The organism is Bacillus sp. CZDM1 (genome assembly GCF_055502545.1).
On the sequence record NZ_JBUESO010000006.1, the window covers coordinates 242,852 to 256,082 of the forward strand.

The 13,231-nt window shown below is 41.1% G+C and carries 10 protein-coding genes and 1 pseudogene; 1 reads left to right on the forward strand and 10 read right to left on the reverse strand.

Translation table 11 applies throughout. The annotated features are described in order from the left end of the window. Positions 1 to 101: 101 nt before the first annotated feature. Both ybaK and ACY3XC_RS16185 read right to left on the reverse strand, forming a co-directional pair. Positions 102 to 578, reverse strand: a complete 477-nt coding sequence (ybaK, locus tag ACY3XC_RS16180; protein ID WP_464869454.1) for a Cys-tRNA(Pro) deacylase — start codon at positions 576 to 578, stop codon at positions 102 to 104. A 100-nt stretch (positions 579 to 678) separates the two neighbouring features. After that, positions 679 to 1,146, reverse strand: coding sequence for a hypothetical protein (locus ACY3XC_RS16185; protein ID WP_464869455.1), 468 nt, complete (start codon positions 1,144 to 1,146; stop codon positions 679 to 681). 295 nt (positions 1,147 to 1,441) lie between these two features. Between ACY3XC_RS16185 and ACY3XC_RS16190 the strand changes: the two genes are divergently transcribed. Continuing rightward, the gene (locus ACY3XC_RS16190) at positions 1,442 to 3,250 is read left to right on the forward strand and encodes a TIGR04190 family B12-binding domain/radical SAM domain protein (RefSeq protein ID WP_464869456.1); all 1,809 of its coding nucleotides are present in this window, start codon (positions 1,442 to 1,444) and stop codon (positions 3,248 to 3,250) included. 144 nt (positions 3,251 to 3,394) lie between these two features. On the opposite strand, the gene ACY3XC_RS16195 is transcribed toward ACY3XC_RS16190, so the two are convergent. From ACY3XC_RS16195 to ACY3XC_RS16230, 8 genes and pseudogenes are all read right to left on the reverse strand, one after another. Then, positions 3,395 to 4,102, reverse strand: a complete 708-nt coding sequence (locus ACY3XC_RS16195; protein WP_179157974.1) for an ABC transporter ATP-binding protein — start codon at positions 4,100 to 4,102, stop codon at positions 3,395 to 3,397. Beyond that, a complete protein-coding gene (locus ACY3XC_RS16200) occupies positions 4,102 to 4,863 on the reverse strand; it encodes an ABC transporter ATP-binding protein (RefSeq protein ID WP_464869457.1) in 762 nt (253 codons plus the stop codon). The genes ACY3XC_RS16195 and ACY3XC_RS16200 overlap by 1 nt, the downstream gene beginning before the upstream one ends. Then, positions 4,856 to 5,831 (reverse strand): annotated as a pseudogene (locus tag ACY3XC_RS16205) (branched-chain amino acid ABC transporter permease). Before ACY3XC_RS16205 ends, ACY3XC_RS16200 begins: the two are co-directional and overlap by 8 nt. A gap of 20 nt (positions 5,832 to 5,851) precedes the next feature. Then, positions 5,852 to 6,730 carry a branched-chain amino acid ABC transporter permease gene (locus ACY3XC_RS16210; RefSeq protein WP_464869458.1) on the reverse strand — a complete coding sequence of 293 codons (879 nt, stop codon included), beginning with the start codon at positions 6,728 to 6,730 and terminating at the stop codon, positions 5,852 to 5,854. Between the two features lie 160 nt (positions 6,731 to 6,890). Beyond that, positions 6,891 to 8,069: an ABC transporter substrate-binding protein gene (locus ACY3XC_RS16215; RefSeq protein ID WP_464869459.1), complete on the reverse strand. Its 1,179-nt coding sequence runs from the start codon at positions 8,067 to 8,069 to the stop codon at positions 6,891 to 6,893. A gap of 295 nt (positions 8,070 to 8,364) precedes the next feature. Beyond that, positions 8,365 to 9,564, reverse strand: coding sequence for an MFS transporter (locus ACY3XC_RS16220; RefSeq protein WP_464869460.1), 1,200 nt, complete (start codon positions 9,562 to 9,564; stop codon positions 8,365 to 8,367). 48 nt (positions 9,565 to 9,612) lie between these two features. Then, the gene (locus tag ACY3XC_RS16225; protein ID WP_464869461.1) at positions 9,613 to 11,472 is read right to left on the reverse strand and encodes an ABC transporter ATP-binding protein; all 1,860 of its coding nucleotides are present in this window, start codon (positions 11,470 to 11,472) and stop codon (positions 9,613 to 9,615) included. Then, a complete protein-coding gene (locus ACY3XC_RS16230) occupies positions 11,473 to 13,203 on the reverse strand; it encodes an ABC transporter ATP-binding protein (RefSeq protein ID WP_464869462.1) in 1,731 nt (576 codons plus the stop codon). Positions 13,204 to 13,231: the final 28 nt, after the last annotated feature.

Genomic DNA, 13,231 nt, shown 5'->3' on the forward strand with positions numbered 1-13,231 from the left:
TAGGAAAAATTGAACTGCATTTTTCCCTGTTCAAGCCGCTTCCGCTTTTCATTTCTCCATATCCTATGCAATGCCAGTTTTATAGGTGAATGCCTATTAAATTATTTTCTAACATCAGGTGTTTCAGCCCTTGTCAGATCTACTAACATTTTTGGATCAATGACGATTTGAACGCCTATTTTCCCAGCACTGACCACCATATTCTCAAGCACTAAGCAGCTATCGTCTATAAAGGTCTTGTACTCTTTTTTCATCCCAATCGGTGAGCAGCCGCCGCGGATGTATCCGGTCCATTTCAGAATATCCTTAACGGGAATCATCTCGACATTCTTTTCCCCAGCAGCCTTTGCTGCTTTTTTTAAATCCAATTCCGACTCAACCGGAATCACATAAACATAGATACTTTTACTTGCTCCTTGAGCGACAAGCGTTTTGTATACATCACGAGCTTCTCTGCCTATCTTCGCTGCAACAGAAACCCCATCAATTTTTCCATCCTGATTATCATATGTAAGCACTTCATAGGCAATCTTTTTGCTATCGAGAATCCGAATTGCATTCGTTTTAACCTTTGCCATTTTCCTCATCCTTCATCTTTTTTACCATTATTATATCAATACTCCTCAGCCAAAATAAAAGACAAGGTAAGGAATGATAGGTTTCCTTACCCAGTGCTTTTTATGAACATCTAAATGATCGAATTCTGCTTAAATCAATTCCAAAGTATTCCCAACGGAACCTGCGCCAGCGATATCCAGCAACTGAATTCCGACCAACAAAGGTAGGATAAAACCAGAAGCTGTTCCCATTGTTTAACCAAACAAAGGTAAAGCGATAGAGGCAGCCTCTAATCGCACCAGGATCAACGGCGAATAATGAAGGTGATTCTTGTGGCGTGTAGGATGGTGGCGGTGAAGATGGCGGTCCATCTTGTTGTTGTCCTCCCCCAAACGGCGGGAAACCTTGCTGTCCACCACCAAATGGAGGGGGCTGGAATCCAGGCTGCTGTCCACCACCAAATCCAGGGGGAGGGAATCCAGGCTGCTGTCCACCGCCAAATCCAGGGGGAGGGAATCCAGGCTGCTGTCCACCGCCAAACCGTGAAGGGATATAGGGCATTTCATAACCATAATAATACAAGGGCATATTCCTCCTTTAATATGTTTTCCCTCTACTATATGTTTTCTGCCTAACATGGTGAGTGGTCAGCCATACTCTATAAAGCCCAACCATACACCTAATCTCCACATTGTTGTCACCCGTTTGTCACTCTATAAATCCATCATTATAGTAAAATAAAGGTAGCTAGAAAATACTTACAGTTGTGAATGAGGTAACCATTTATCAGGTTAATCCCTTTGTCACAGTTAATACAAAGAAATCATGTGAACTTCTTCACAATAATTACTATATATATTTAAAATAGAAAAGGGTGGCTTATATGAAGTATGATTTAGTCCTTTTACACGCACCAAGTGTTTATGACTTTCGAAAAAATTCCCTGCTTGCAGGACCCATAAGCGATGTAGTGCCGTCATCACCAGTATTTGAAATGTATCCCATTGGATTAACAAGTATTGCTGATTATTTAGAACGGTATGGACTTCGCGTTAAAATTATCAACATTGCCAACCGGATGCTGATGAGTGAGAAATTCGATGTAGAAAAGAAGCTTAAAAAAATCAATACACGTGCCTTCGGAATTGACCTGCACTGGCTGCCACATGCACACGGCAGTATTGAATTAGCTAAAATTGTTAAAAAACTGCACCCTGATACACCGATGATTTTTGGAGGCTTATCCGCTACCTATTATCATAAAGAGCTAATTGATTATCCATTTATTGATTTCGTTATGCGCGGGGACTCAACAGAAAAGCTTATGCTTCTCTTAATGAATAAATTAGAACTCGGAAATACTCATTATGCTGACATTCCAAACTTGACCTGGAAGAAAGGCAGCGAAATTGGCTATAATCCTATTACTTACGTACCAAAGGATTTAGATGATCTTGACGTACCAGGCTATCGCTATACAGTCCGCTCCGTGTTTAAATATCGCAACTTCCTGGATCCACTGCCATACAAGGGCTGGCTTGAATATCCCAACACTGCGTTACTAACAGCAAGAGGCTGTTCGCAAAACTGTCTCATCTGCGGCGGTTCAAAGGATGCCTATGATCAAAACTGTGGAAGAAGCTCTCTAGCACTGCGTTCACCAGAAAAGCTTATTGATGACATTCAGTTTATTTCACGCTTTAGCCGTGCACCAATCTTTATTCTGCATGATCTAAGGCAAGGCGGCCGTGAATATGTAAAAGAGTTCTTTAGCCGTCTTAAGCAGCTTAATCTTAAAAATGAAATCGTCTTTGAATTATTCCAATACGCCGGCGAAGAGTTTTTCCAAATGATGAATGACAGCTGTTCTAAATACAGTATTGAGATTACCCTGGAAACTCATGATGAAAAAATCAGACGTTATAATGGAAAATTCAATTGTACCAACCCTAAAGTAATCGAAACGCTTAACTTTGCCTTAAAGCATGGTGCTAAAAAAATAGACTTGTTCTTTATGACAGGTATTCCTAGTCAAACCTATCAAAGTGCCATTGAAAATATTGATTTTTGTGAGAAAATCCACCTTGCCTGCAATCAAGACCCTAGACTTTTCTACTTTGTGGCGCCGCTTGCACCGTTCCTTGACCCTGCAAGCCCGGCATTTGAAAATCCAGAGCTGCATGGCTTTAAGAAATTCTGTCATACCCTTGAGGACCACCGCAAGGCGATTACCCAGCCATCCTGGAAGCATATGCTCAGCTATGAAACGACACAAATGACACGTGATGATATCGTAAGATCTACCTATGATTCTGCTCAAAAATTAAATGAGTTTAAATTAAAATACGGTCTAATTGATCAAGCTGGCTACGAGGAAATCAAAGGCAAAATTGAAAAATCACAAGCCTATATTGAAAAAATTGATTATGTTCTTTCGCTGCCTGAAGAAGAGCAGAAAGCAGAATTGGATTTAATTCAGAAGGAAATTGAAGAGTTAAATAAATATAGTATTTGCGGTAAGAACGAGTTAAAGTGGGAAGTACAAAAGAATTATGCAAACTTTTTCTCCCTAGCACTAGTTGGCTTAGAGCAGCTATATGAAGAGTATGCAACAAAAATCAAACATTCCTTACAACCAAAGCTCCGTCATCAATTTAAACTAGAAACCGAACAACAAAAGGCAAAAATGTAAGAGAATGTTTCTGCTATCCGAGAGTGTTTTCCGCTATCCGAGAGTGTTTTCCGCTATCCGAGAGTGTTTTCCACTATCCGAGAGTGTTTTCCATAATCCGCAAAAAGACGTGTGAATTTTAACTCACACGTCTTTTTACTTCTATTAATGGCCGCCCAAGTAAGCCATTCGTATTTGGTCGCTTTGGTTTAACTCCTCAGATGAGCCTGAGATCACGATTTTTCCGGTCTCGATTACATAGGCGCGGTCAGCGATGGATAACGCCATGTTTGCATTTTGCTCAACCAACAGAATCGTAGTGCCTGACTGATTGATTTCTTCGATAATCCGAAAAATGGTCTTAACTAAAAGTGGTGCCAGTCCCATGGAGGGTTCGTCCAATAGTAAGAGCTTCGGACGAGCCATCAAGGCCCTGCCCATTGCCAGCATTTGCTGCTCACCGCCTGATAACGTACCAGACAACTGCTTACGCCGTTCGAGAAGACGAGGGAAAAGGTTATAAACCTTTTCAAAGTCCTCCTTTATCCCTTGCTTATCCTTCCGTAAATAAGCTCCTAATTCAAGATTCTCTTCTACAGACATGTTGGCAAACACACGACGTCCTTCAGGAACATGTGAAAGTCCCTGTTTCACGATGGACTGAGCTACCTTACCTGAAATGGATTGACCTTCAAACAAGATATTCCCGTTCTTTGGCTTAAGTAACCCGGAAATCGTTTTTAACAGCGTACTTTTCCCCGCACCATTTGCACCTATCAAGGTAACGATTTCCCCTTCATTAATATCAAGAGAAACGCCCTTTAAGGCATGAATATTACCATAGTACACATTGATATCTTCAATTTTTAGCATTACGAAACCTCCTCTCCAAGATACGCTTCGATGACTTTTGGATTATTTCTGATTTGTTCAGGAGTCCCATCTGCAATAAGCTGACCGTGGTCCAATACATAAATTCGCTCACATACACCCATTACAAGGAGCATGTCATGCTCAATTAAAAGGATTGTTAAATCAAACCTTTTACGAATTAACGCAATTAAATTCATTAATTCTTCTGTTTCCTGTGGATTCATACCCGCTGCAGGTTCGTCCAGCAGCAAAAGCTTGGGATTGGCCGCGAGCGCTCTCGCAATCTCTAGACGGCGCTGCTGACCGTACGGGAGATTCTTTGCCGTCTCATGCATGACATTATCTAAATTAAAAATCTTCAAAAATTCAATTGCCTTTTCTTCCATATACTTTTCTTCTGAAAAGTGCTTAGGGAGGCGGAAGATTGAACTCATGATCGAATGCTTTGCCAATGAGTGGTAAGCCACCTTAACATTATCAAGCACAGACAATTCACTAAACAACCGAATGTTTTGAAAGGTTCTGCTTATTCCTTTTTTGGTAATCTTATAAGGTGCTAAACCATTTAATTTATCTCCATCTAATTCAATACTGCCTTCTGTAGGTACATATACCCCAGTTAACAGGTTGAAAAAGGTCGTTTTTCCGGCACCGTTTGGACCAATTAAGCCCACTAATTCGCCTTGCTTCAATTCGAGATTCACATCTGAAACAGCCTTTAATCCGCCAAAACGGATACCTGCATTATTTACTTTAAGCAACGGGGTGTTTACTGTCATGAGTTGACTCCTCCTTTTGCAGACTTGCCAAACTTAAAGAATGAGGTCAATTCTCTTGTTCCCATAATTCCCTGTGGACGGTAAAGCATCATCAGTACCAATACTAAGCTATAAATAATCATTCGTAATTCAGGAAAGCTTTGCAAGAATGTCGATACGATTGTTAGGAGAATCGCAGCCAGTACCGCACCAGACATACTTCCTAACCCGCCAAGTACCACAAAGATTAAAATATCAAATGATTTTAAGAAACCGAAGTTTGTCGGCTGGATAATGAAAAAGTTATGTGCATATAAAGCACCTGCGACACCAGCAAAAAAGGCTCCGATGGCAAACGCAACCACCTTATAGTAAGTTGTGTTAATCCCCATGGCGTCCGCTGCAATTTCATTTTCTCTTATCGAAATACAGGCTCGTCCATGAGTTGAATTGGTAAAGTTTCTGATGACAAGAAGTGTTAGAAGGATACTTCCAAATAGCCATGGCCAAGTCGTAAGCTGGGTAACGGTCATCCCGCTTGCTCCGCCAACATATTCAATATTTAAAAAGACAATCCGGACAATTTCACCAAACCCAAGTGTGGCAATCGCTAGATAATCTCCTTTTAGCCGAAGTGTAGGAATTCCAATAATTAAGCCTGCAATCGCAGCTGCTACTCCTCCCGCTAATAGACCAAGAGAGAAGGGAAGTTCTAATTTCATTGTAATAATGGCAGAGGCATATGCACCCACAGCCAGGAAGCCTGCATGTCCAATCGAAAACTGTCCAGTAATTCCAATAATCAAATGTAAGCTGGCAGCAAGAATAATATTAATCCCAATAAAGTATAGCGTGTTCACATAGAAAAAGTTAATTATTTCTCCGGTAATTAAAAATTGCATCACAACACCAAAAACAATGGCTAAAACGATTGATGACCAAAAACCTTTCGCACCTTTGAGTATATTCATCATTGCAGCTACGCACCCCCTTACACTTTTTCCCGTACATTTTTACCGAATAAACCGGCTGGACGGAAAATCAAAATTAAGATCAATACGACAAATGCCACACCATCTCGCCAAAGTGAGAAGCCTGCTGCACTTACCAGTGACTCGATGACACCTAATAACAAACCGCCAACCATTGCACCTGGAATAATTCCAATACCGCCTAATACGGCTGCAACGAAGGCTTTCAGGCCAGGGATAATTCCCATTAATGGTTCAATTTTTGTATAATACATTCCGAAAGCAACACCAGCTGCACCCGCTAACGCTGACCCAATGGCGAATGTTGCGGAAATCGTATTGTTAACGTTAATTCCCATCAATCTTGCCGCATCCATATCATGGGAAACAGCACGCATGGCTTTTCCAATCTTTGTTTTATGAACGATAAATTGTAATAAGATCATTAATACTAAAGAGGTACCTAAAATTAGCAGCGACTGACTGCTTACCGTTACACCTAGGAAATCTAAGCTTGTTGCCGGGATTAAGTCACCAGGATATGCTTCAGGCTGGGCACCGCGGACATAAATGACTCCATATTCAATTAACAATGATACCCCAATTGCAGTAATAAGGGCCGCAATCCTCGTGGCATTACGCAAAGGTTTGTAGGCAATTCTTTCAATGAGAACCCCTAGGATGGCACAAACGGCCATGGAAATAAGCAGGGAAGGGAAGAATCCCAAGTCTAGTATCGTAATCGAGTAAAAACCGATAAATGCACCGACCATGAAGACGTCTCCATGGGCAAAGTTAATTAATTTTACAATTCCGTAAACCATCGTGTAACCAAGGGCAATCAAGGCATAAATACTGCCTAACGACACCCCGTTAACCAGCTGTTGTAAAAATTCCATGTTTAAGTCTCCTCCTAAAATAAGGAAAGTATCATCTAAATAAGGAATAGGGAGACAAAAACGCTCCCTATTCTTCTTGTTCATTATAAAATTTATCCAGCTCCAGCGCCTAGGGGCTCGGGGTCATAAGCCCCTGTGCAAGGCGCTTCCGCTTTTCTTTTTATTCTGGGTCTACTTTAGTATTAAATTCTTGCTTTCCGCCTTTATATTCAAGGATTACGGCAGATTTAATTGGATCGTGGTTTTTATCCAGCTTCATCGTTCCTGAAACTAACTGCAGGCCATCTGTTTCTTCAAGTGCCTTTTGAATCTTTTCAGGGTCATCACTTCCAGCACGCTTAATCGCATCTGCAAGGAAGTATAGTGAGTCATAGCCTAATGCATTAAAGGCATCAGGAGATTTACCATCATATTTTGCTTCAAATGCTTTAACGAAATCTTGTACTTTTGGATCAGAGTCACCAGAAGAATAGTGGTTCGTGATGAACGTATTGTTTAATGGATCAGCGCCAGCGATTTCTACTAGTTTAGGAGAATCCCAGCCATCGCCGCCCATAAATGGAGCTTCAATACCAAGAGCACGAGCTTGTTTAATAATTAAGCCGACTTCCTCATAATATCCAGGAAGGAAAATAAAATCAGGATTTGAAGATTTAATGTTGGTTAAGATTGCATTGAAATCTGTATCCTTCGCAACATAAGCTTCTTCTTTCACAATTTTTCCGCCATTTGCTTCAAATGCTTCTGTGAATGCCGCTGCAAGTCCTTTTGCGTAGTCACTTGAGCTATCGATAATAATCGCTGCATTTTTCACTTTAAGATCTTTCGAAGCAAAGTTTGCTGCAACCGTTCCTTGGAAAGGATCGATGAAGCAAGTACGGAATACGAAGTCACTTAGGACGCCGTCTTTATTCGTAATCGTTGGATTTGTTCCAGTTGGTGTTAACAAAGGAATCTTATTTTTCTGAGCAATTTGTACTTGTGCTAATGTGTTTGTACTTGTTGCCGCACCGATAATGGCTGATACCTTATCTTGGCTGATTAACTTAGTTGTACCGCTTGTTGCTTCCGCGGCATCAGATTTATTATCAAAGGTTACAAGCTCTAGCTTCTTCCCATCAATGCCTTCTTTATTGATTTCTTCTAATGCTAATTTGATACCTTCTTCAATCGACTGACCATAAGAAGCCACTCCGCCTGAAAGTTCAAGGTTAGCACCAATTTTAATTACTTCGCTGTCCTTTTCTCCGCTTGTACTCGAAGAACCCGCACAGCCTGCTAACACACCCGCCGCCATCATGAACGACATAAAAATACCTGCAAGTTTTTTCTTTCTCACTGTCTATACCCCCTAATTTTGAATAAAATTCCCCTTTTTACTCGATGTTTATTCAAAAAGATGTTTAAAAAAAGATAATATTCTGAAAACATTGTACAAAATAAATTCCTATTCGTCTAGTAGTAAAATGCGTTATTTTAATATAATTCTGAAAAATAAATATTTTAATTATCTCCAACTATCATCCTAGGAATAAAAAGGCTTTCAAAAGCTTTGACCCTTTAAAGGGGTAAAATGACGCTGTGTTAAAAAACAAAAGAGAGACTCCCATTTGGAAATCTCCCTCAACGAAACATTATACTAATACTTTATTTTTCGTTTCTTTTCCTAAAAAAATAACGGCTAAGGCAGCAATGAAAACCGATATACAAAAGATCGTAAAGATGGTGGAGATGGATGTATTTTGTGCCACTAAATAACCAACCAATAACGGTCCAAGCACTCCTCCTAACCGGCCAAAAGCCGCTGCCGATCCTGAACCCGTTCCACGGATAATCGTCGGATATTGTTCCGGCGTATAGGCATATAATCCTCCCCATGCCCCAAGATTAAAGAACGACAAAAGAATGCCCGAGGTGATTAACAGGGTCGTTGACTCTGCATTTCCAAATAGAAAAGCACTAATAGCCGTTCCAATTAGATAGACAGCTAAGACAAATTTCCGGCCGAATTTTTCAATCGCCCATGCTGCTGTAAAATAACCCGGTAATTGGGCAAGGGTCATAATTAAAACATATCCAAAGCTTTTGATTAGACTAAAACCTTTCAATACCATCACACTTGGAAGCCATAGAAACATTCCATAGTAGGAGAAAACCACGCAAAACCACACAATCCAAAGCATGGCAGTACGGCGGCGGTACTCATTCGTCCATAGATTCGCAAGACTTTGAAACGGAGAAATCTTTTCTTTTTTCTTAATCGCTTCAAATCTCGGTGAGTCCGGTAAGCCGATTCGTAAATATAAGGCATAAAGTGCAGGTGTCGCACTAATTAACAACGCTGTCGACCAGCCAAACCTCGGAATAATAAAATAAGAAGTGACTGCAGCAATCAGCCAGCCAGCTGCCCAAAAGCTTTCGAGTAACACGACAATTCTTCCTCGTTTTTCGGCAGGAACACTTTCAGAAACGAGTGTCGAGGCAACGGGAAGCTCACCGCCAAGACCCATCCCAATAAAAAATCTTAATATAAGAAAAACGGTAATCGATGTGGCAAAGGCTGAAATTCCACTGCCAATTGAAAATAATAATAACGTAATGATAAAAACATTTTTCCGGCCGACTCGGTCTGCCATTAATCCGAAAATTAATGCTCCTACGGCCATCCCGATCGATTGGACGCTTCCAATCCAGCCCATTTGTTCCGCCGATAAATCCCATTCTACTTTCAATGCTGCAATAATGAAGGAAAGCATACCGACATCCATTGCATCAAACATCCAGCCTGTTCCGGAAACCCAGAGTAATTTCCGGTTAGAAATTTCCTTCTTCATAACCAGCCCCCTTTAAGACTACATTATTCCCTAATGCAGGATCTTTCATTAATCTACCGCAATTTCTACATTTTTAAATTGATTAAAGAACATATTGTGATATTTCCCTTGCTGGTTCATGAGTTCGACATGATTTCCCTTTTCTAGGATTTGGCCATTTTCAATCACCATAATGCTATCCGCATCACGAATTGTGTTTAACCGATGCGCGATAATAAAACTAGTCCGTCCCTCCATTAAGGTTAGCAGTGCCTCTTGAATATGAAGCTCTGTACGGGTATCAATACTGCTTGTTGCCTCGTCTAGTATCAGGACTGCGGGCTTTGCAAGAATAACCCTGGCAATGGCAATCAACTGGCGCTGCCCTTGACTTAAGTTTCCGCCATTTTCTGAAAGGGATGTTTCATACTGGTTGGGCAACCGTCTTATAAAAGAATCTGCATTGGCCATTTTCGCAGCCATGATAACCTCATCATCACTTGCCGAAGGCTTACCGTACTTAATATTCTCCTTAATACTACCTGAAAACAGATAGGTATCCTGAAGAACAAATCCAAAACAGCTTCGCAGGCTATCACGTGTATAGTCTCTAATATCATGACCATCTAACAAAATTCTGCCTTCTGTGACGTCATAAAAACGTGTCAATAAATTAACAATCGTCGTTTTCCCCGCGCCAGTAGGTCCGACTAATGCCGTGCTGCTCCCAATCTCACTTTCAAAACTAACATTTTTTAAAATCGGTACATCCCCGCGATAGCCGAAGCTGACATTATCAAAAACAACATGCCCTTTTGGCTTGTCTAACACAATGGCATCCTTTCTATCATCAGGCTCCTCTTGCTCATCGAGAATTTCAAAAACTCGCTCCGCACCGGCTACACCGGACTGCAGCATGTTAAAAATTTGGGCAAGGTCGTTAAGCGGCCGGACAAACTGTCTCGAATAGGTAATAAAACTCGCGATCGCACCGATGGTAATCATGCCCTTTACAGCAAGAAACCCTCCCGTTACGGCCACAATCGCAAAGCCTAAATTATTAATCACGTTCATGATGGGCATCAGAAAGCCGGACCAAATTTGCGCCTTAAGGCCAACCTCACGCAGTTTTTGATTGACCTCTTCAAATTCAGAAATAACCTTCTCCTCATGATTAAATGCTTTAACAACCTCAATACCTGAGATCGTTTCTTCAATTTGTCCATTTAACTTCCCAAGCTGAATTTGCTGTTCTTTAAAGTAAACACTTGTTCTTTTGGCAATACTCTTGGTTAAGAGAAAGACAAGGGGAACGGTCAGTAAACTCGCTGCCGTCAAAATCGGACTAAGGATCAGCATCATCATAAACGAACCCACAATCACAATGACCCCTGACATCAGCTGTGTCGTCGATTGCGAGATGGTACTGCTGACATTATCGATATCATTTGAAAGTCTGCTCATTAATTCTCCATGTGTCCGCTTGTCAAAAAAGGAGACTGGGAGATTCTGAAGCTTTTTAAACAATGCATCCCGCAGCCTTTTTACGATCCGTTGTGAGACACCAGCCATCAGCCAGCCCTGCATAAACGTTAACACACCATCTAAAATATAGGCAGTGATCAGGATCATGACCATCACTTCTAGAAAATTAAAGTCTACTTTGTTTTCAAGGCTTATCGCATCCACCGCTTTTCCGATTAAAAACGGAGAGAGCAATGATAGTGCTGAACTGAATAGAATGAGTAAAAACACAATACTAAGCATTTTTCTCTCATTGCCAAAATAATGCCATAACCTCTTTATTGTCTCTTTAAAGTTCTTCGGTTTTACAATGGGGGCACCCCGGCGATTCCCCCCAAAGCCCGGTCTTCCTGGGAGTGAGAGGGGAGGCGGTGTGTTACTGGATTGATTTGCTGCCTTCGACATTTAGAGTGCCACCTCCTTGCCTACCTGTGATTGATAGATTTCCTGGTAAACCCTGCAGCTTCGTACTAATTCTTCATGTTTTCCTATGCCGACCATTTTACCATGATCCATGACAACAATTTTATCAGCATCTATAATGGAGGTAATCCGCTGGGCAATAAGGATACACGTCAGCCCTTTTGCATATTTTTTTAATCCAGCCTTAATTCCTGCCTCCGTGGTAACGTCAACTGCACTGGTGCTATCATCTAATATTAAAATTTTCGGGTTTTTAATTAATGCCCTCGCGATCGAGATTCGCTGCTTTTGACCCCCTGAAAAGTTTACTCCGCCTTGGCCTATCCTGGTTTGATACCCTTCTTTCGAGGAGGCTATAAAATCATGTGCACCAGCAATCTCTGCCGCCTTTTCAACTTCTTCCATTGAGGCATCTTCTTTTCCCCATTTAATGTTTTCCTCCACACTCCCGGTAAAAAGAATGTTTTTTTGGGGAACAAAAGCAATCTTTTCTCTTAGTCTTTTAGGATCTACAAGGTGGATATCCTCACCATCTACTTTGATACTGCCAGCACTCACATCATAAAAACGGGGAATTAAGCCGACAAGGGTGCTTTTACCAGAACCGGTCGAACCAATGATTCCGACTGTTTCTCCCGGCAGGATGGTCAGGTTAATATCTTTTAGCACAGGTTCACCGCTTGTCCCTTCATATGAAAATGTTACATGATCAAATTCAATTTTTCCTTGTTCAACAGCGGCTTCACCCGCTTCATCTTTCCAAGTTAGATCATCTGCCTGGACAAATACCTCGCTAATCCTTACAGCAGAGGTTTTCGCACGGACAAACATATTAAATACCATCGAAATCATCATCAGTGAAAACAGAATTTGAGTCATGTAGTTAATAAATGCGATGATATGACCTACTTGAACATTGCCATTTGTCACACCGAAGCCGCCAATCCAGAGGACAGCGACAATTCCAAGGTTAACACTCAGCATAATCGCCGGGCTGAACACAGCCATCAGCCTCGTTGCAGCAATCGATTGCTTTTTAAAATCATCATTCGTTTTCTCGAATTTGTTTACCTCGACATCGAAACGATTGAACGCTTTGACCACACGTACCCCGGACAAATATTCACGCATCACGCCATTCACCCGGTCAAGTGCCTTTTGTACTTTTGAAAACATAGGGAATCCAAGCCTTAGATTTAAAATGATAAAGATAGCCACAATCGGGACAACGACAATTAATACGACCGATAAATGGATATTTAACCGCGTTGCCATGATTAAGCCCCCGATCGCTAATAACGGAGATTTAACAAAAATTCGCATTAATCCATTCGCAAAAACCTGCACCTGAGTGACATCATTGGTCAGCCTTGTGATTAACGATGCGCGTTCAAATCGATCAATATTTTTGAAGGACAGCGTTTGAATCTTTTTATATAGATCTGACCTTAACTCTGCCCCAAAGCTTTGTGAGACATTGCTGGCAATGATACTTCTAGTCGAAGCCGCAATCGCACCAAAAAGCGTAATCAAAAGCATTAATCCGCCCATTTTAAGTACATAATCTAAATCTCTGCCTGCGACACCGACATCAATAATTTTTGCCATGATGGTTGGCATCATCAAATCACTAACCGCTTCAAAGGTTAAAAATAATACCGCTAAGCTAAAAGACTTCCAATACTTCTTTATGTATTTTGCTAAAAACCCCATGATTTCTTCACCCCGGCACCCATATGGA

What these genes read in the sequence shown, in the direction of transcription:
- ACY3XC_RS16210 (WP_464869458.1), bottom strand. Translation starts at nt 6,730, where the DNA reads ATGGAATTTTTACAACAGCTGGTTAACGGGGTGTCGTTAGGCAGTATT.
- ACY3XC_RS16220 (WP_464869460.1), bottom strand. Translation starts at nt 9,564, where the DNA reads ATGAAGAAGGAAATTTCTAACCGGAAATTACTCTGGGTTTCCGGAACA.
- ACY3XC_RS16195 (WP_179157974.1), bottom strand. Translation starts at nt 4,102, where the DNA reads ATGCTAAAAATTGAAGATATCAATGTGTACTATGGTAATATTCATGCC.
- ACY3XC_RS16190 (WP_464869456.1), top strand. Translation starts at nt 1,442, where the DNA reads ATGAAGTATGATTTAGTCCTTTTACACGCACCAAGTGTTTATGACTTT.
- ACY3XC_RS16230 (WP_464869462.1), bottom strand. Translation starts at nt 13,203, where the DNA reads ATGGGGTTTTTAGCAAAATACATAAAGAAGTATTGGAAGTCTTTTAGC.
- ACY3XC_RS16225 (WP_464869461.1), bottom strand. Translation starts at nt 11,472, where the DNA reads ATGTCGAAGGCAGCAAATCAATCCAGTAACACACCGCCTCCCCTCTCA.
- ACY3XC_RS16185 (WP_464869455.1), bottom strand. Translation starts at nt 1,146, where the DNA reads ATGCCCTTGTATTATTATGGTTATGAAATGCCCTATATCCCTTCACGG.
- ybaK (WP_464869454.1), bottom strand. Translation starts at nt 578, where the DNA reads ATGGCAAAGGTTAAAACGAATGCAATTCGGATTCTCGATAGCAAAAAG.